Here is a 17523-nt window from a genome sequence, read left to right on the forward strand (position 1 = left end):
AAAGGATGGAAGGACCACGAGCGGATTTTTTATCCTGACAGAAGCGAATTCCCCCTGGAGGTAAGTCGAAGAAAATCCTCGTAATGATCATTTCAACTAATTGTCGGAGGATGTCCATTTCCTACACAACCAATGCACTCCCGATCACCCCAGCCAAGAAGGACTCATGTCGGACGATCGATGCTGGGCAGAAAACCCTGCCGGGACGATTCCATCAATGAGACCGGTCAAGTTGCCCCGACACACACAGGGTCCCGTCGGATTAAGGCTTGCTGCTGAACCATAGGAAGTTTCGCCAGCATCCGATTGCTGAGCATTAAATTTTCTTTGGCCTTTTCATAAAAGGTCGGTTGGGTTTCAATGGCTTTCTCAAAACAACGGGAAGCTCGTGCAAACTTCCCAACTTCCAAAAATGCCATACCCAAGTTATTATAGGCCTTGGCCGAATCCATTCCTCGGGCATAGGCTTCGTAGGCCAGATCGAAATGCCCAAGTTTGGTGAGAGCTAACCCGAGATTGTTCGAAATTTTGTCGTTGGATCCACCAACTTGAATCGCATGTTGAAAAGTTCTGACTGCCTCTTCATATTGGCTATCAAGGTAATACGCCATACCTAAATTGTTCAAAATCGAAGGATCATCTGCTTTCTTTTGCAAGGCGACTTCATACAGGCCAATGGCCGCTTTATGATCATGACGTCGATCCGCCACAATACCCAGGTAATTTTTGGAGGTCCACATCTCAGCGTCATACAATAAGGCCGCCTGGAATTCCTTCTCCGCTTCCTGATCCTTTTCCATTTTCAGCAAGGCCCGGCCCATCCCCTCATAGGCTGGAGCAAAATTCAAATCATAATCCAGGATTTGGTGAAATTGGTCATAGGCATTCTGAGGGGATCCCTTTTCCAAATAGATCACCGCCAACTTGTACCGTGCAGGAATCTGTTCGGGCGAGGCCTCTAGCACTTTTTCATATTGAATTTTTGCCGTCTGGAAATCGCCTTGTTGTAGATGGGCATCGCCCAGTTTTTCATACTCGTCGCCCTTCATGACTTGCGTAAGATCCACAGGCGCTTGAGATTCCGGATTAATCCCCGCCTTCTGTCGTTCCATAATTTGCTGGTAATGTTCATCCTGGAGGGTAAACATGGACTGTTCTTTTTGGGCACACCCCACGGCACCCAAATTCATTGCTATGAACACAGATACGAGGAGGCTCGCCTTCATCATTGTGTACCTCATCTGAAAGGTTTCGTTTACCACCTGTGACGCAATCCACGCGACCGTCATATTCGCTGTTGAAATTCCCTGTTCTGATGTTTTGTGAAATAAAACTCCCATCGTTTGCCTTCCTCTATGTTCTTGAAATGTTTATCGATTTTTTTATTCCTGGCTCTGACGCGTTCACCCTCCCATAGCCGGCATTAAATTTCGCAGCAGGCTGATCGCACCAGGACCAATAATCACCACCATTAATGCAGGGAAAATAAATAATATAAGAGGGATCATCAATTTCACTGGAAGCTGTGCCCCTCGCTCTTCAGCTTTAAGCCTTCGTTTTAATCGCATGGAATCGGAGTGAACGCGAAGCGCCTGGCCAATACTCGTGCCAAATCGATCCGTCTGAATCAGTAAGGCGACTAAACTACGAATATCGTCGAGGTCCGTTCTGTTAACCAAATTCCGAAGGCCTTGTTCCCGGCTTAAGCCAGCACGTAGCTCCAAGTTTAACAAGATAAATTCATCACCAAGATCGGGATGGCCTTGCTTGACTTCCTGCCCAACGCGGGCAATGGCTTGATCCAGCCCTAACCCTGCTTCTACGCACACCACCATCAAATCCAACGCATCAGGAAACCCATTCACTAAGCGTTCTTTTCGTTTAGTGATGGCACTACTCAGCCACAGCTGGGGACCATAAAATCCCACCATCATGACACCAATCAACACCATGGGGAAAAACATGGGATCTTTCCCCTGCATCACCTCGGAACCAAAAATCAGAAAGGTCAGGCCTAGCAGAATGGCCAGAAAAATCCGGGTTCCCAAAAACACTACAATCGCTCGAGGGCTTCGATACCCTGCCGTGGCCAATGAGGCTCGCAAACGAGTGGTAACGGCTTGATCCTTGGGTTTATTGACCTGCCCCAATCGCTCAAGAAGCTTCATCCCTTGGTCTTTTAAGCTAACTTTCTTGTCATTTTTTTTCGAAGAACTCTGCGAGAGAGATTGGCCCTTCGCCCGTATACTCCAGTCCTTGACCCTTTCCTGAGACTGCATATAACTCCACGCACCCCAGCCCATAACAAGAACACCCAAAAAGACCAAAAGACTGATTAGGACTAATGGATCCATCATGCCATCCCCTAGACTTTAATATCACACATATTTTTCATCACATAGGCTCCCACCAGCATTAACAGACCTGAACCCAGAGCCATCATTCGACCAATCTCATCTTCAATCAAAATTCGCATGTAGGCTTCATTCAAGAACCACAATAGAATGCTCATTACAATCGGCATGCAGAATAAAATAATCCCCGACATCCGGCCTTCGGCCGAAAGCGCTTTGACTCGACCAAGTAATTCAAATCGTTGCCGAATGAGTCGAGAAATCGCTTCAATGATTTCTGCTAAGTTCCCCCCTGTTTCTCGTTGGACGACTAAGGCCGTGACGAAAAACTTCAGGTCAGTACTGATTACCCGACCATTTAAATTATTCATCGCTTGAGGGACATCGATTCCAAACGAAATTTCCTCCACGGTCCGGCTAAACTCAGGACCGATCGGATCCGGAAATTCATCCCCGATCATCTTCATACCCACGGAAAAGGCATGTCCCGCCCGAAGGGCCCGAGCCATCAAATCTAATGCTTCGGGCAATTGGCGTTCAAATTCCTTAAAGCGACGTTTCCGCTTCCGTTTCATCTGAAGCAAAGGAAGACTCATACCCATTAGACTCAGACCAAGAGCAGCAAACATCCCATAGTCCTGAAAGGTGGCGACCAGCAACCCTGCTCCTCCAAGCACTCCGGATAAGAGAAAAAACACGCCAACAGGCATTTGACTATTGGCCTGTTGGAGTAATCGTTCCAATCCCCCCAACGACGTCATAGAACCCAGTAAATTTTGGATCCACGGAATGTCGCTCATTTTCCGATTTCGAAGGATTCCAGGTGCTTCCTGGGTTTTTTGAAGGTCTCCCGGCTTTCCTGATCCACCACGCAAGCGCCGCTTGAGATTTTTGTTGTGGGGATTCATATATTGGTGGTAGCAGTAATACGCTCCCTCCACAAATAGAATAATAGACAGAAATATTCCAATACTAATGGCCACGGTCATGATACGCCCTCCCAACAAATCGACGAATCAGCAAGACCACATACCATCCATAAGGCCATCGTAAAAGTGGAGCAATTGAAATGACGGCGATTACACTTCATAAATTTTCTCGGGGTCGAAGATATTGGGATCACAAGAAATTCCTAATGCTTTAAACCGTTCAACAAATTTCGGCCGCACTCCCGTTGCTCTAAATTGGCCATGCACCTTTCGTTCTTCATCCAGTCCGGTTTGTTGAAACAAGAATATTTCCTGGAGAGTAATGGTTTCACCTTCCATCCCCACAATTTCCGACAAACTGGTCATTTTCCGGGATCCATCCGACAAGCGAGTCATTTGGAGAATGACATCGATCGCGGAACTGATATAATGGCGAAGAGCCTTCGTAGCCAGATTCAACCCGGCCATGGCCACCAATGTCTCCACCCGCGTCAGGCAATCTCGTGGGGTATTGGCATGAATCGTAGTTAGTGATCCATCATGCCCCGTATTCATAGCTTGAAGCATGTCGAGACATTCCCCGCTTCGCACCTCACCCATCACAATTCGATCCGGGCGCATACGCAAACAATTTTTGACTAATTCCCGCTGACTCACTTCTCCTCGCCCTTCCACGTTGGGAGGGCGGGTTTCGAGCCGGACCACATGCTCTTGCCGCAATTGCAATTCCGCTGAATCCTCGATGGTCACAATGCGTTCGTCGGAGGGTATAAATCCTGACAAAATATTCAGAATGGTCGTTTTTCCGCAGCCCGTTCCTCCCGAGATCAGGATATTTAGTCTCGCTTCGACAATCCCGCGAAGGAGTTCTGCAATTTCAGGAGTCAGGGAACGTTTGTTCACCAAATCCGCAATCTGCAACTTGTCCTTGGAAAACTTTCGAATTGAAATGGAAGATCCATTCAGCGCCAATGGGGGAATAATGGCATTTACGCGAGACCCGTCCAACAACCGAGCATCTACCATTGGGGAGGATTCATCAATTCGTCGCCCAACGGCAGAAACAATTTTTTCGATAATTTTTCGCAGATGGGCTTCATCACGAAACTTTACATTTGTCAATTCCAGTTTTCCGGCCCGCTCCACGTAAATTTGGTCGGCTCGGTTGACCAGAATATCGTTTACCGTTTGATCTTGCACCAACGGTTCAAGTGGGCCTAAACCCATGACTTCATGCTCAATGTCAGCAATCAGACTTTCCCGCTCTTTCATACTGAGAGGGACGGATTCCTTCTCCAACATTTCCTGGACCAGCTTAGTCAGCTCGATCTTGAGAAGATCGTTATCCAACTTCGCTACAACTGAAAGATCGAGGCTATCAATCACCTGACGGTGAAGCCGTTCTTTCAATGGACCCAGGTTTAACGCTCCAATGCCCGTCCCCGCCCCCACTTCATCCCATTTTGTCTCGTACATAAACCGGCTTACCTCAACAACATGAAAAGAATAATATTATGCCCCTGACGGGGATGATTGGACATTTCGACTTTTAAAGGGATTTAACCATCCGGCTAAGGAACCTTTGCTTGCCGGTTTAGACGGCTGCCCGTTAAAGGAACTGGCCAGATCCCGATAGGACTGAGCCACGGCCGACCGGGGGGCCACATCAATCAACGGCTTCCCGCTATTTACGGCTTGACTTGCTGAAGGATAATCGTTTGGGAGCAGCCAGAAGGCTTTTTGTTTTAAAATTTCTTCAGTCTCTTTCAACACATCCTGTTCTGCCGACAAAAAACGATTCATGACTAACCGGATTTTTTCAGCAGGAAATCCGGATCCCCGCAGCAATTCTAAAATCCGCTTTGTTCGATGAACCACGGGGACCATTAACGTAGACGTCACCAAGATTAATGTCGCAAGCTCCAGTGCCTTTTTTGTCGTCAAATCCAACACATGTCCACAATCGAGAATGACATAATCGAAACTGGCCTGAAGCAGTCGAAGGGTCGCTTCCACACAATCCGGACTTAACCGACCTGTGCTGAGATCGTCATACCCCGAAGGGAGCACTTGAATGCCCAATTCCGTTTTGGTAAGGACACGAATGAGAAATGCTTGGTCTAGTCTGGACAAATCGGTCGCAATATCCCGGAAGCTATGGTTCGGTTGAAGATCGAGATACAAGGGAAGATCTCCCCCGTGCTGATTAACATCCACTAATGCGACAGAGGGGTTGTTCGGGCCTTTTTTAATCGCGGCGGCCAAATTGACCGCGATACTCGTCGTTCCCACTCCTCCCTTTCCTCCAAAAAATGCCAGGACCTTTCCCGCCGCCCGTTGCCCGTCACCCTGACGAACCGGAGCCGTGGCGCGCTCCAAAAATCGCATAATGGCATCACTCACTTCTTGCTTTTGGAGCGGTTGAGCCAAAAACTCCTTGGCTCCGGCCCGCATGGCTTCCAATAAAATATTTGACTCCAATCGGGCAGCGGTAAGAAATATCTCCATCCCTTTATTCAATTTCATCATCTCTCGAATAAGAGAGAACGTGTCCTCAGGATTCTCTTCAAGCTCCATAATCATGAGTGCCGGAACGCCGTGATCTTGAGTCTCCTTAAGCCGCACGCCATCCATCTCCCGAATTATGGCCTCAAGAGCGACCTTACACTCTGTCGATCGTATGGAAATCTCAATGACCGGCACATCAGATGAGATACCGGAGGACTCTCCACCTACACGTTTTGGCTTCCAAGCTTTATCCTTCATTTTGTCGTTCCTCCTGCCCCCATGCCTGTCGATGAGTACCCAGTTGACGCACTACTACCAGACCCACCCTGCAGTTTAAACTCTGAAAATGGCGGACTTTGAAACATCAACTGATAGCGAGTCATGCTATTTTGAAGAGCACGTGAATCGGCCGCTCCAGGTATGGGATCAATATTGTTTGATGCAGCGGGATTCACGATTTGATTCTCAAGTGATTGACGGTAGGCCAGTCCGTATTCCTCATTTAAATGAACGGGGTGAGGCGCCCACGGCAAGAGAACCTGATCGCTTTTCCCCATCGCATGAGGCCGACGACCATTCTCTTCCGTCATGACCGGCCACACTCCACAACCACCCGTCCCCACCAGAACCAGGCCGATTAAAGCGGCCATTGTGACAATTGATTGGCGTTGCATGCTCTGCTCCTTTTTCATCAAATTTCCTATGGGGCCAGATGACCAAACATTCCTTCCATCCCACCTTTGCGAAACGGCATTCTCTGGGCCACGCTGGGTGATCTCATAGTGTAGCCCTCGCCAGGCCTGGCGATATTTGGCTCCGGGAATACCCCTTCCACATACCCCATCAGCATTAACTCAAAATCGTTAGGCTCCAGATAGTGATCAGTGGGTAAGGTCTGCTGCACCATATCCAGAGGTTTCACCAAATGAGGGGTCACAATCACAATCAGTTCGGTCTCATTTTTTTGGAACGACGTGCTTCGGAATAACGCACCCAAGACCGGGATATCACCTAAGAAGGGATACTTTGACACCGTTTCCTTAATATTATCTTGAAGGAGACCCGCAATGGCGAAACTTTGGCCATCGCCTAATTCCACGACCGTCTTGACCCGTCGTGTCGTAAGAGCCGGCACAATAAATCCGTTTAACTGAACCCCATTTGCAAAATCCAATTCTGACACTTCAGGATTCACAATGACGGAGATCCGCCCCTCCGAAAGAACAGTAGGCGTAAATTTCAATCCCACACCAAATTCCTTATATTTAATTGTTACCTGACCGAGTTGCTGCGGAATAGGAACCGGATATTCTCCCCCAACAAGGAATTCTGCGGCTTGCCCACTCTCGGCGATCAAGGTCGGTTCGGCCAATGTTTTTGACAGGCTATGCTCCTTCAACAGATCTAAAAAGAGGGTCCATAAATCCTGGCCGATTCCGAATCCCAACACTAAATTTGAGGCCAGCGTGCGGACATCAGGAAATTCAAGGGTTGTCGTTTGCGAAGATTGTTGAACGGGAAATGGGTCATACGCATCAATCGTGGATAATTTATTAATGAGTCCGATGGAAAAATCACGGTGATTTTTTTGGGCCCGTTTAAAATTGACTCCAAGACGCTTCATGAGTCCACGCTGCATTTCCGCAACTTTGACTTCCATCATGACCTGTTGAACTCCACCGACCTGAACCAGATTAATGACTTTATTTGGAGCATAAGGTTCGGCCAGAGTGAGGGCTTTCGTCAGGGACTCCATATTCGAGACATTGCCCGTAAGGCTTATATGCTCGTGGCTGTTCATCACTTGAAGGCCGGGTTCATTCGGGAGTATGGTATGAAGCTGCTCCTTCAGACGAGTCACATCGGGAGAAACCTGGACCTGAAAAACATTCGCCACCTGGCCATCTTGCCCCCATAGGGTCAAAGTCGTCGTCCCAACTTCAATCCCGGTCAGATAAATTTGCTTATTGGAAAGCACAATTTGATCAGCCACTTTAGGATTGGCGATCGAGGCACGTTTAAACGCCGTGTCCCGTTCCACAATTTTTGATTCCCCGACCGTGAGCCGCAGGTTTTGAGGCTCATTGACCTGGATCGCCTGAGTGGTGAGACCTTCCCCCAAGGCTCCCGTGTAGCCCACAAGGACCAGGCTTAGAGCCAACACCATGCTCCTGAATGGAAAACCGTGAGTCTGCTTCATATCCCTACCTTTCCTAACGATCATCGCGTCATCCTCGACGACCCCTTAAAATTTCATCGTTTTTCGCGCTGTCCCTTGGATCACCTCAACCTGCTCCTTTGCCGTTCCCCCTCTAGGCCGTGGAGGAATGAGTTGGTGGGAACGCATTAAATCCTTAAAATCTGCACCTTTGGTTTTCTTCACCTCAGGATTCAGTGGACTCCGTAAGGCCAATCGTAACTTCCCACCATTTTCGGCCATGGCCAACCGTTCGGCTTCTTCCAACGAGACCTCCAGCGTAATGACTTTTACGGGAGTGGGCTTTTCCTCTCCAGCCGATCGTTCCATTTGCGTATCGATTGCCAACACGAGCGTATTTTCCAGGACGACCTTGGTCACTTCCTCTTTCGTACCGCCATTATCCTTCTTTTTAGCCCTGGGATCCTCAAAGGTCGCCATTACATCCACCCGATCCCCTGGCTGCACAAAACCCGGAAGCCCGACCACTTCATTTACTTTTACAGCCATCGCCCGCTTATTGGGATCCATGACCGCAGATACTCCGCCCGTTTTCACATCAATAGGAGCCAATTTTGATTCTAAAATGGGCTCATTTTTTTTCAGGTTCGTCAGCACGACTCGACCATTTAAGGAAGCCGTATCCTTAAAATGTCCCACAGGAACCCCTTCTTCAGGGTACATCATCACTCGAACGGCTTTTTCACCGAGTGGTGTCCCCCAGGGGATATCGGCGCTGGCCACTGCGACACTCACACCTTCCATCACCACTTCGGGGGCATCGACTTCGATCATCCGTTGCCCCTGTAGCCACCGATACACCATGACGGTCGTCACCAGAGCGATAATCATCGCAATTCCTAAAAATACGAGTGGCCGCTTTTGTCCCATGAGACTTCCTCCCCCTTCTTCACCAAATCCAGACCGAAATTTTTATTCATGCCTAGCAATCCTGAGGTTTCAACTTACCTACCTCTGCATATCGGATGGCAAAGGCCATTCTTAATAGACAACAAAAAGAATCTTCTCCGATTGCTCATTTTCAACTCTTGGACCTAAGCGAACCTGAGTTACAACACATCATAATAAAACAACGTTTTGGCGATCACGGTTCCCAGCCCTAACACCAGGGCATACCGTAACTTAGGTTCGGTGGGAATTTGGGTACCAGAAACTGGAATAGTCCTGGTCACCTTCAGAGTTGAAAGAAGCAGAAACATGCGATCCCAGGCATGACGCATGCCACCCTGATTGGACAATAGGGCGAGGCTATACAGCCCACCCAACATGGCTGCAAATGCAAACGCAAAGACTACCTGACCCGGACCCAGGATTGTTCCAATGGCTCCAAGCAATTTCACGTCTCCGGCGCCCATCCCCCCTTTAAGATAAAAAAATATCAAGCAGACCAACCCCATGATCAGCCCCCCCAAACTAAACAGGAATCCGTCCCAACCATACTCCAAGCTATTCACTCCAATTCCAAAGACTGCTAAGGAACCCGTCAGCCAATTGGGAATCCGCCCTTCCCGGACATCAATGACCGCTGCCATCACTAACCCGATTGCTAATCCAAATAATGGAAAAAATGTCCCCATAATTAATAAACCCTAAATTAGGTTTTCTATCAGGTCATCTACAGTAACGAGACGAGTGACTCATGGACAGGAGATGCCGCGTTTCATTCATGTCAGAAACATAAATGAACCAGGATTCCACAAACAGTTCCTGTTTCGGTCGGTTGCCTGACTTTCTTAAGGTTTGCGCCGAAAAGGTATTCAGGGAACCTAGAACCGTTGAATTTCATCTATCAAAACTTTGCGTTCATCTTTCAGACATTGAATGAACACATAAAGGCTCAGTGAGGCCCTCAGACAATGTTGCCATACAGAATGACTTGGTCATGCCGAACCTGAATACGGCATTGCATTTCGGCAATTTTCCCCGAAAGTTTCTTGGAGATGGAACTCAAGCATTTTCTTTTGCGTTGAGCGAAGGAGAAGGCTATTGAACAACCATGTGGTGAATCTTTGACAAGCTCTCATTATGTGTAAAACAGCCAACCCCTTTCATAAGCATGGTCGACACGCGCTCCTTCGCTTCATCCTCACGGGCACCCAGCAAGAATCAATTTTCCTTCCGTCACGTGAACGCCTTCCTTTCATCACCCGCCACCCCTCTCTATTATTTCCGCCTGGGGTTAGCGAGGATCCATCAGAAGCAGTGGAAGGATGACTCCCGATCACAAATGTCGTGGCTGACGTGGGCAGATGAATGCCCAATTAACTATGTCTGAAAATGACGGCACAGAGTGATGGGTATTAAGCGAGGCGTCAGGAATTGGCTTGAAAAGAGTCACGCCCTGAATTCTTTCTCACTTTTATTTTTTCTGGGCAAAAATGCTGCAAAAAGGAATTCTTCGATTCTGCGAGTATGGATTCCCACATAAGCGCAAATGAGGGAAGGACAGATTCCAGAGAACGATTAGCCAGAATGAAGAGGCCGAGAGGGAGGAACAGAGACATTGGCGTTAATACTGGCTCGGGACCAGCAACTCAACGACAATGAGTTTGCTGTTAGAAGATTCCCAAGAAGGATGGGCATGTGGCATACAAGCGGAAGCTCACAATTTGACTCGTGCGATTCATTGAGGGAGGGACCCTAAACAAGTCCCCGTTGGCAGGCCATGACTTCTCTAATTACGCAGACAAAAGTACCTGGGAGCCCCTCTCAGGCTCCCGTCAATTCACCCATCATCACGACACTAATCTTGGATAAACCGATAAGGGCTGAAGGGAACCAGCGCCCCCACCGGCCTGATTGGGATTGGGCGTTCCATCGAAAAAACCATCACATTTCACTTCCGCTTGAATATCCTTTTTTTTGACGTTGGTCACCACCGCTTTAGCATATCCCACGATGGTGATAGAACCACTGGGATTACCACAAGAGCCTCCATCTTGATATACGGGTAAATTGATATCCCATTCATACCTTCCAGCATCATTATTCCATTGCTTCTTCGCATCCCAGAGATCTATCAGGTTGGGAAAGGCGGAAGCCACTTCTCCACCGGTAAACGTAAATTTAGTCTGCCCTGGAATGATCCCTGGACTTTGATAGCTCCCGTCATTTAACCCATCAATAGTATTACGGAGTGTATTCGCATTGGCCGGGTTCTGATCAAAGACGTGCCATCCCGCACAGCCATTGGCCCCGGTTGGAGAAAATTGGATACCCCCATCGCAGTTGGCAACTCCGTTGAACCAGTTAGTGGAAATTGCAAACGGCACATCGGCTACTCCCGGTGGGACAGGTCCTCCTGAAGTCCCCAATGCGGCAATCGAACTTGCCGAAACATTCATGGTACTCACGCCCAACATACCGGCAAAAAATGTCGGTATCGCACCATTTGCCGCACCATCACGTCGGACAGTCGCGCGAATGGCATTCGGCCGATTCACCGTCGTGTTGAACGTCTGCGCGTTGAAATCCCATACGCCAAATTCAACATCTCCCTGCGAAAGCGACAAGTTACTGACATCTGAAGCACTGTTGGCAAATGCCGCAGCTGTCGCCTGAGCAGTTACCTGTGACTGTTCAGTGCCAGTGAGTGCCCGCCCCATGTCCTGTTGCTCAGCGATGGGCAAGGTAAGATACGTCACACCCAATTGTCGCGCAGCGGCCAGCGCGGCGGCATCCGAGGCATTGTGCAATTCATTTTGTGTGAGCAAGGCATGCCCGACATCAATCGTCACACCGGCCATGATACCCATTGCAACCGCCATAAATGCCCCGTTGATAGCCGCAATGCCCCGTTGGTTCAGGAGCGGTGAGACAATGGACAATCCTTGTTGTTTCCACATGTTGGCTTCTCCGTCACATTGAAGATTTTGAACAGGACATTTCCCCTTCGTCTTATTCCATCATCATGGTCACAGAAGCTTGTAGTGTAGGAGTCGAAATCGCAGGAATGAGTTTATCGATGACAAAATAATTCCAGGGGATGGTGGAGACCACATTTAACGGTTGTCCCTGTGGGCTTCCGATCCCATTGACCGCCACCGAGAGCCCTGATGGATCCACCCCTCCCGCAGCCAGAGAAGCCGTGATGGCTGCTTCAATTTCTGCCTGGCCATTGCCCGAAGCAAATAATGTCCCCTGGCGGGCTCCCACACGGGTCGCATTCACCAGAACTTCCTTAAACCACAACATGCGCCCAAAGTCGATCGCTCCAAATGCCAGTGACGCAAGAATCGGTAGAATGAGGGCAAACTCTACCGCCGTCGAGCCGCGCTCGGATTGGCTTAAACTTGGAAATCCTGGAATTGGACCTGTTTTCATAACACTTTGCCTCATCAGGCTAAATGGTTTTGAGGTAGCGATCAGCCCGTTGCTCCCAATTGCATCTTTAGGCCAGTTGAAAAGCGATCTGATCCCATACCAGCCATAGTGAAGTGATTCGCATGGCCTTGAACAACTCCAATGTTCAGAAAACGCACGTCCCGAGAGGACTGTTGACTGCTCCTCACGGGCATCATATTACGTTCAAATACGTTAGCCCTTAGCGAGGACGCCGGGGTGTTTAGGTAGGTCGGTGAAGAGTTGAGTAAAGAACTTTCCGAGGGAAAACCCTTCAACCTCGCTCACAGGAGGCATGCCAAGTATCAATTTAGCTCCCCAACGCTCCGTTGATGATTCCCATGGCGTCCACATACATTGCATTGACCGCGTTGCCCAAGGCAGCCTGAGCCGTTAACACCGTGGCGCCAATAAGTGCGGCCATGAGGCCATATTCAATAGCTGTCGCGCCCTCCTCATCCTGAAGGAAATGCTTTAACCAGTGGTGATAGGGATTCAGGAGTATTGTCTGCATGATACTGGCCTCCTCTATCATTTTATCTGAACTTCAACCCTTGTATTTATCAACACAACTCTGGATTTCACTATTTACATTCCGCCGAAGTCCCGCCCGATACTCTGTATCAGGCGGGACTTCCCCGTACCATTGCGGAATGAAGGTTTTTCTTAGCTCGCCGCTACGTTTCCGGCAATTTGGTTAAAAGTACCGCTGAGAGAAGTCCCTACAGCGGTCACGGCCGTGACGATCACTGCGGCAATCAAAGCGGCTAACAACCCATACTCAATAGCGGTGGCTCCCTCATCATCATTCACGAAACGCATAACTTGGTTAACCATAGCGCATCTCCTTAACGGGCGAAGGTAAATACTTTCGTTACGCCAGACTGCCCGGAAAATTCTGACGCAAACGTTGCCCCTTGGCTCTCCGTGCCTTCGGCAACCCGGCTATCAGGGACCAACCCTGACCCGTGGTTTTGCGCCCACGCCTTTCGACGTGTTCGCCCTTATCGGGAAGGGGCACCCGACCGAATCCATGTTTCATGGTCATGAATAAATGTTCGTAGACCCAGGAAAATTTTCCATTCCGTATTCTGTGGCTCTTCGTTTTCATGCTTCATTATCGACCTCCACAGGAAAAACTTGCCGAAGATTTTTTGAGAATATCTTTCACCTTGGTTCACAGTAAGATAGGTTGGCTGATTTTGTTGATTACCGAGGATAAATTTTAAAAAATTTTCAAAATTTCCAGAGAAGTATTGTCAAAAAAAGGGGCGCCTTGCCGCGGACCAGCGGCAATGAATCTGCAATTCTCCTTATCCACCCAGGACAAGCGCTCGGCGTTATACCGCCCAGCATCCCCTCAATTCTCAGCTAGAATTCGCTTAAGAAGCTCAGCAAAAAAGCGGGTATCCTGATCTCTCTTAGGAATCCCCGCAAATCCACAAACGGAGAAAATAAATTCGCAAGGACTTGTAATTTTAAGGTTCTTCCTGTTTTTACCGAACAACATGGGAAACCGCATCCCTACTGAATGGGATAAAAAGCTTCCCTTTTTCTCTTATGATTCAAAATCCCTTTCATCATTTCCTTGAGCTTCTCCAATCGGGACAACAACCAAATGGAGGATTTCCCTATCACTCAGGAGAAAAGTCCAGACCTGATGCCACCGCTTGGGCTGTTTTGGCACTGTCTTCCTATGCCTTCAACCATGAAAGCTGTAACCGGGGAAGAGCGTATTTAGCTTCCCAACAGGCGAACGACGGGCGCGTGAGCATCTCTCCTTCACATCCAGAAGCATCTTGGCCGACACCTCTCGCCATCTTCGCTTGGGAAGGCGTTCCCCAGTATCGTGAAGCGCAATCACGGGCTGTGGACTATCTGATAGGGTTTACGGGACAACATTTCTCAAATCCGGATCCTGCAATTATTGGTCACGACACTGCCATTCCCGGCTGGCCATGGATTGCTGACACCCATAGCTGGGTCGTACCAACGGCACTCGCCCTTTTGGCCTTGCACAAGATGGGGTTGGGTACCCACTCCCGAGCCATAGCCGGCCAACAGATGCTTCTTAATCGTCAATTGCCCAGAGGTGGCTGGAATTACGGAAGTACAACCGTCTTCAACCGGGAACTGCGTCCCCTCCCAGAGTGCACGGCCATTGCCTTACAGGCGTTGGCTGGAAACACCCCTTTGCACACAATTGAACGAAGCCTCCAATATGTCTCTCACGAACTTGCTCAGCTTCGGACTCCCATCTCACTCGGGTGGACACTTCTGGGGCTCGGTGCCTGGGGATTAAAACCCACGAATACCGAGGAATTGGTCTTAGCCTGCTTTCAACGTCAAGAGCGATACGGACCCTATGCCCTTCCCTCTCTGGCATTGCTTTTATGCGGTGCGAAAGCCGAAGAAGGACTGTATTCATTATTTCCAGCATCACCGCCACAACTACCCGCTTCGTTTATCCACCACCAAGAATGAAAAACTCGCCTGCCATGACCACTGCCCCCATGCAAACGAATAAACTTACGCTTACGAGAAGACAATGCCTGCAGGCTTGTTTGCTTGGAGGGGGATTGGCAGCCTCGGGATTCTCCCTCCTGCATTGGCTTATGGGTCCACGTTTGACCGCGCAGACCTTCATCGGTCAAGCACAAACATACGAGGCTGACTTAGCGAACCTCATTCGCCGGGGACTCCAGGAATTGGGAATCACCCCATTAGAGATCAAAGGAAAACGCATTCTGTTAAAACCGAATTTGGTTGAACCCCATCAATCGTTGTCCCATATCAATACTCATCCCCTTGTCGTTCGAGGAGCCGTCGAAGCCTTCCTTTCCCTGGGTGCGGCGTCTGTCGTCGTGGCTGAAGGGCCAGGACATCGCCACGATACTCTTTTAGTCTTGGAGGAATCCGGCTTGGCAGATGTGCTGTACGAAGATCGCGTCCCCTTTCAGGACCTGAATGCAATGGAAGGGGTAACCATGCCTAACCTGGGGGGTCAGACAAGGCTAGCCTCCCTGACCTTTCCTCGGATAGTCAAGGAGATCGATTGGGTTGTCTCGCTGGCCAAGATGAAAACGCACCATTGGGCTGGTGCGACCCTGTCTATGAAAAATTTTTTTGGCGTGATGCCTGGAAATTATTACGGTTGGCCAAAGAATGTGTTACACCAGGCTGGAATCCCGCAGTCCATTTTGGATATCAATGCGACTCTCAAACCTCATTTCGCCATTGTCGACGGGATAATCGGAATGGAAGGGGATGGTCCGATAATGGGGACACCTGTCCAATCCGGCGTCCTGGTCATGGGAAGGAATCTCCCGGCCGTCGATGCCACCTGTTGCCGGATTATGGGAATTAATCCAAATAAAATCGAATACCTTCGAAAAGCCGACCAGTGGTTAGGTCCTATTCACGAATCGTTGATTGAACAACGCGGAGAATCCTGGGAACACGTATACCATCCCTTTGCTCTGGTCCCGGAGATTCTCGCCCACCAAGGCATTCGTCTCGCCTAGCGAACACAAAAAGATTTTTGAGAGATCATCAAGACTTGTCTACCCTGGCTCGGGTTGACTCATTAGTGCAAATATCAGGTATACCCTCCTATGGTATTGACGAATCGTCTTATCAAAGAGCGTCAACAATTTCAGTATGCAAGACGACACCATTTACTCAATCACAAGCCTGACGATCAACATTGTCACCATTCCGCAGAACCGGTTCTTATCCGTTCAACAAAAGATCGCCCAATTCGTTTTTGGGAAACTAGAAAATGATCTTTTGGTGCCACAGACATGGAAGCAGATTATCCATTGACACTTTGAGGCAGAAATTGGTGGGACTGTATTTTTCGATCAACTAATTTCCGTTTGAGATATTCCCTGGTTGGTTTTTCAATCCAGAAATAGCACAAGGAGGCAACCGCAATCACCAAGGCAAGAATTCCGCCTAAATGAACCCACAATAGAGGTTGATGAAGCTCCGAATTCACTCCGGCATAGTAATCATTGAGTGCGTATCGAACAATTTCCAATACCGGATAGTGAACCATGTAAATCCCAAATGAGATGGTTCCCAAAAATACAACAATCTTATTCCGAAATACGCGAGCAATTCCCGTTTGTGCATTTGCCAATGTCACGATAATACACGGAATAAGGGGATAGAGAAACACTATTTGAAGGCCCAATATCAGGAGAACCATAAATACCAACACAAAAGCCAGGCACCAACGAGATGCGCGGAACGAATCGTTAAGTATGTCGAAATGTTCCTGAACACCAAACATCATGCACCCTAATATAAATCCATTCAATACGCGGCCCGCGGCAACCCAGCTATAATGCCATTCCCATTGCCATTGGAAGAACAGAATACTCATTGGATACACGGTAACCAAGAGGAAAATGGCCAGCAGTTGAAAGTCTCTTCTGTGAATCGGAAGCAATAGTTTTATGATGATCGGAAAGCAGAGATAGGCGAGCCATTCCGCACTCACAGACCAGGCGGGAGTATTCAACGAAGGATCAACCCACATATTGGTGAGAGTGACATTGCGAAAAACTTCCCCAAACGAAATCACCTTCCGATCCCAAACCCCAAGGAAGGCGGCTCCAATGAGCACACCGACGACAACGAGATGCATGGGATAAATTCTTGCCAATCGAAGCGAAAGAAAGTTCCCGACTCCATGCAGGGTCAATCGGCCTTCAAATTCGTGCCGATGCACATACGTCAGAATGAATCCGCTGAGGATAAAAAATATATCAACGGCATAGACTCCGTGGAGAATAATATTTTTTCCAAACCCCCATTGAATTTTTTCGTAGAATCCAGGCAAGTACCCGTCTGGTTCCCCAAAACACACGTGAAACAGCACAACCCATATCGCCGCAACGCCCCTGAGGCCCGTTAACGTCTGAATATTTTCCCTGCCCGAAGCCAGCATAGTCTTATTCCCACAATTGATATTTCACCGTAAGCGAAGCTTCGGTGACTGAAGAGGAATTCTTGAATTGGATATTTGAGGACCGGCGGGGAAACAAACAACAGAGCTGCTAACGGTTATCGATAATTTATGGGGCGAGGATGTTTTGAAGCATTTCTGTAATACCAGACACTTCTTTCTGGAGTTATGACAGGGATACGCTCACCAGATACCTTC

16 protein-coding genes and 1 riboswitch are annotated in these 17523 nt (G+C 48.7%); of the genes, 2 read left to right on the top strand and 14 right to left on the bottom strand.

Translation table 11 applies throughout. From position 1 onward, the window contains the following. Positions 1 to 227: 227 nt before the first annotated feature. From H6750_02125 to H6750_02185, 13 genes are all read right to left on the bottom strand, one after another. Positions 228 to 1229: a tetratricopeptide repeat protein gene (locus H6750_02125; protein MCB9773109.1), complete on the bottom strand. Its 1002-nt coding sequence runs from the start codon at positions 1227 to 1229 to the stop codon at positions 228 to 230. Between the two features lie 174 nt (positions 1230 to 1403). Then, positions 1404 to 2357, bottom strand: a complete 954-nt coding sequence (locus tag H6750_02130) for a type II secretion system F family protein (GenBank protein MCB9773110.1) — start codon at positions 2355 to 2357, stop codon at positions 1404 to 1406. A gap of 8 nt (positions 2358 to 2365) precedes the next feature. Continuing rightward, on the bottom strand, positions 2366 to 3343 hold the full coding sequence (locus H6750_02135) for a type II secretion system F family protein (GenBank protein MCB9773111.1): 978 nt from the start codon (positions 3341 to 3343) through the stop codon (positions 2366 to 2368). A gap of 90 nt (positions 3344 to 3433) precedes the next feature. Next, the gene (locus tag H6750_02140) at positions 3434 to 4759 is read right to left on the bottom strand and encodes a CpaF family protein (GenBank protein ID MCB9773112.1); all 1326 of its coding nucleotides are present in this window, start codon (positions 4757 to 4759) and stop codon (positions 3434 to 3436) included. A gap of 36 nt (positions 4760 to 4795) precedes the next feature. Next, positions 4796 to 6049 carry an AAA family ATPase gene (locus tag H6750_02145; GenBank protein ID MCB9773113.1) on the bottom strand — a complete coding sequence of 418 codons (1254 nt, stop codon included), beginning with the start codon at positions 6047 to 6049 and terminating at the stop codon, positions 4796 to 4798. Beyond that, positions 6046 to 6465 (bottom strand): hypothetical protein, encoded by a 420-nt coding sequence (locus tag H6750_02150; GenBank protein MCB9773114.1) that lies wholly within the window; start codon positions 6463 to 6465, stop codon positions 6046 to 6048. Before H6750_02150 ends, H6750_02145 begins: the two co-directional genes overlap by 4 nt. Before the next feature lie 26 nt (positions 6466 to 6491). Further along, on the bottom strand, positions 6492 to 7991 hold the full coding sequence (locus H6750_02155; protein MCB9773115.1) for a type II and III secretion system protein family protein: 1500 nt from the start codon (positions 7989 to 7991) through the stop codon (positions 6492 to 6494). Between the two features lie 45 nt (positions 7992 to 8036). Further along, positions 8037 to 8879, bottom strand: a complete 843-nt coding sequence (gene cpaB / locus H6750_02160; GenBank protein MCB9773116.1) for a Flp pilus assembly protein CpaB — start codon at positions 8877 to 8879, stop codon at positions 8037 to 8039. A gap of 179 nt (positions 8880 to 9058) precedes the next feature. Continuing rightward, positions 9059 to 9586 carry a prepilin peptidase gene (locus H6750_02165; protein MCB9773117.1) on the bottom strand — a complete coding sequence of 176 codons (528 nt, stop codon included), beginning with the start codon at positions 9584 to 9586 and terminating at the stop codon, positions 9059 to 9061. 1158 nt (positions 9587 to 10744) lie between these two features. Beyond that, positions 10745 to 11854 (bottom strand): hypothetical protein, encoded by a 1110-nt coding sequence (locus H6750_02170; GenBank protein MCB9773118.1) that lies wholly within the window; start codon positions 11852 to 11854, stop codon positions 10745 to 10747. A gap of 52 nt (positions 11855 to 11906) precedes the next feature. Continuing rightward, a complete protein-coding gene (locus H6750_02175; GenBank protein ID MCB9773119.1) occupies positions 11907 to 12332 on the bottom strand; it encodes a pilus assembly protein in 426 nt (141 codons plus the stop codon). 328 nt (positions 12333 to 12660) lie between these two features. Next, positions 12661 to 12864 carry a Flp family type IVb pilin gene (locus H6750_02180; GenBank protein MCB9773120.1) on the bottom strand — a complete coding sequence of 68 codons (204 nt, stop codon included), beginning with the start codon at positions 12862 to 12864 and terminating at the stop codon, positions 12661 to 12663. Between the two features lie 152 nt (positions 12865 to 13016). After that, positions 13017 to 13187 (bottom strand): Flp family type IVb pilin, encoded by a 171-nt coding sequence (locus H6750_02185; GenBank protein ID MCB9773121.1) that lies wholly within the window; start codon positions 13185 to 13187, stop codon positions 13017 to 13019. A gap of 95 nt (positions 13188 to 13282) precedes the next feature. Continuing rightward, positions 13283 to 13363, bottom strand: a riboswitch (cyclic di-GMP riboswitch). A 547-nt stretch (positions 13364 to 13910) separates the two neighbouring features. On the opposite strand from H6750_02185, the gene H6750_02190 reads away from it, so the two are divergent. Continuing rightward, positions 13911 to 14834: a terpene cyclase/mutase family protein gene (locus H6750_02190; protein ID MCB9773122.1), complete on the top strand. Its 924-nt coding sequence runs from the start codon at positions 13911 to 13913 to the stop codon at positions 14832 to 14834. 29 nt (positions 14835 to 14863) lie between these two features. Continuing rightward, positions 14864 to 15874 carry a DUF362 domain-containing protein gene (locus H6750_02195; protein ID MCB9773123.1) on the top strand — a complete coding sequence of 337 codons (1011 nt, stop codon included), beginning with the start codon at positions 14864 to 14866 and terminating at the stop codon, positions 15872 to 15874. A gap of 290 nt (positions 15875 to 16164) precedes the next feature. On the opposite strand, the gene H6750_02200 is transcribed toward H6750_02195, so the two are convergent. Next, complete coding sequence (locus H6750_02200; protein ID MCB9773124.1) at positions 16165 to 17307, bottom strand: acyltransferase; 1143 nt, start codon at positions 17305 to 17307, stop codon at positions 16165 to 16167. Positions 17308 to 17523 lie beyond the last annotated feature (216 nt).

Source organism: Nitrospiraceae bacterium (genome assembly GCA_020632595.1).
Lineage (GTDB): Bacteria > Nitrospirota > Nitrospiria > Nitrospirales > UBA8639 > Nitrospira_E.

What these genes read in the sequence shown, in the direction of transcription:
- H6750_02125 (MCB9773109.1), bottom strand. Translation starts at nt 1,229, where the DNA reads ATGATGAAGGCGAGCCTCCTCGTATCTGTGTTCATAGCAATGAATTTG.
- H6750_02130 (MCB9773110.1), bottom strand. Translation starts at nt 2,357, where the DNA reads ATGATGGATCCATTAGTCCTAATCAGTCTTTTGGTCTTTTTGGGTGTT.
- H6750_02135 (MCB9773111.1), bottom strand. Translation starts at nt 3,343, where the DNA reads ATGACCGTGGCCATTAGTATTGGAATATTTCTGTCTATTATTCTATTT.
- H6750_02140 (MCB9773112.1), bottom strand. Translation starts at nt 4,759, where the DNA reads ATGTACGAGACAAAATGGGATGAAGTGGGGGCGGGGACGGGCATTGGA.
- H6750_02145 (MCB9773113.1), bottom strand. Translation starts at nt 6,049, where the DNA reads ATGAAGGATAAAGCTTGGAAGCCAAAACGTGTAGGTGGAGAGTCCTCC.
- H6750_02150 (MCB9773114.1), bottom strand. Translation starts at nt 6,465, where the DNA reads ATGCAACGCCAATCAATTGTCACAATGGCCGCTTTAATCGGCCTGGTT.
- H6750_02155 (MCB9773115.1), bottom strand. Translation starts at nt 7,991, where the DNA reads ATGAAGCAGACTCACGGTTTTCCATTCAGGAGCATGGTGTTGGCTCTA.
- cpaB (MCB9773116.1), bottom strand. Translation starts at nt 8,879, where the DNA reads ATGGGACAAAAGCGGCCACTCGTATTTTTAGGAATTGCGATGATTATC.
- H6750_02165 (MCB9773117.1), bottom strand. Translation starts at nt 9,586, where the DNA reads ATGGGGACATTTTTTCCATTATTTGGATTAGCAATCGGGTTAGTGATG.
- H6750_02170 (MCB9773118.1), bottom strand. Translation starts at nt 11,854, where the DNA reads ATGTGGAAACAACAAGGATTGTCCATTGTCTCACCGCTCCTGAACCAA.
- H6750_02175 (MCB9773119.1), bottom strand. Translation starts at nt 12,332, where the DNA reads ATGAAAACAGGTCCAATTCCAGGATTTCCAAGTTTAAGCCAATCCGAG.
- H6750_02180 (MCB9773120.1), bottom strand. Translation starts at nt 12,864, where the DNA reads ATGCAGACAATACTCCTGAATCCCTATCACCACTGGTTAAAGCATTTC.
- H6750_02185 (MCB9773121.1), bottom strand. Translation starts at nt 13,187, where the DNA reads ATGGTTAACCAAGTTATGCGTTTCGTGAATGATGATGAGGGAGCCACC.
- H6750_02190 (MCB9773122.1), top strand. Translation starts at nt 13,911, where the DNA reads ATGATTCAAAATCCCTTTCATCATTTCCTTGAGCTTCTCCAATCGGGA.
- H6750_02195 (MCB9773123.1), top strand. Translation starts at nt 14,864, where the DNA reads ATGCAAACGAATAAACTTACGCTTACGAGAAGACAATGCCTGCAGGCT.
- H6750_02200 (MCB9773124.1), bottom strand. Translation starts at nt 17,307, where the DNA reads ATGCTGGCTTCGGGCAGGGAAAATATTCAGACGTTAACGGGCCTCAGG.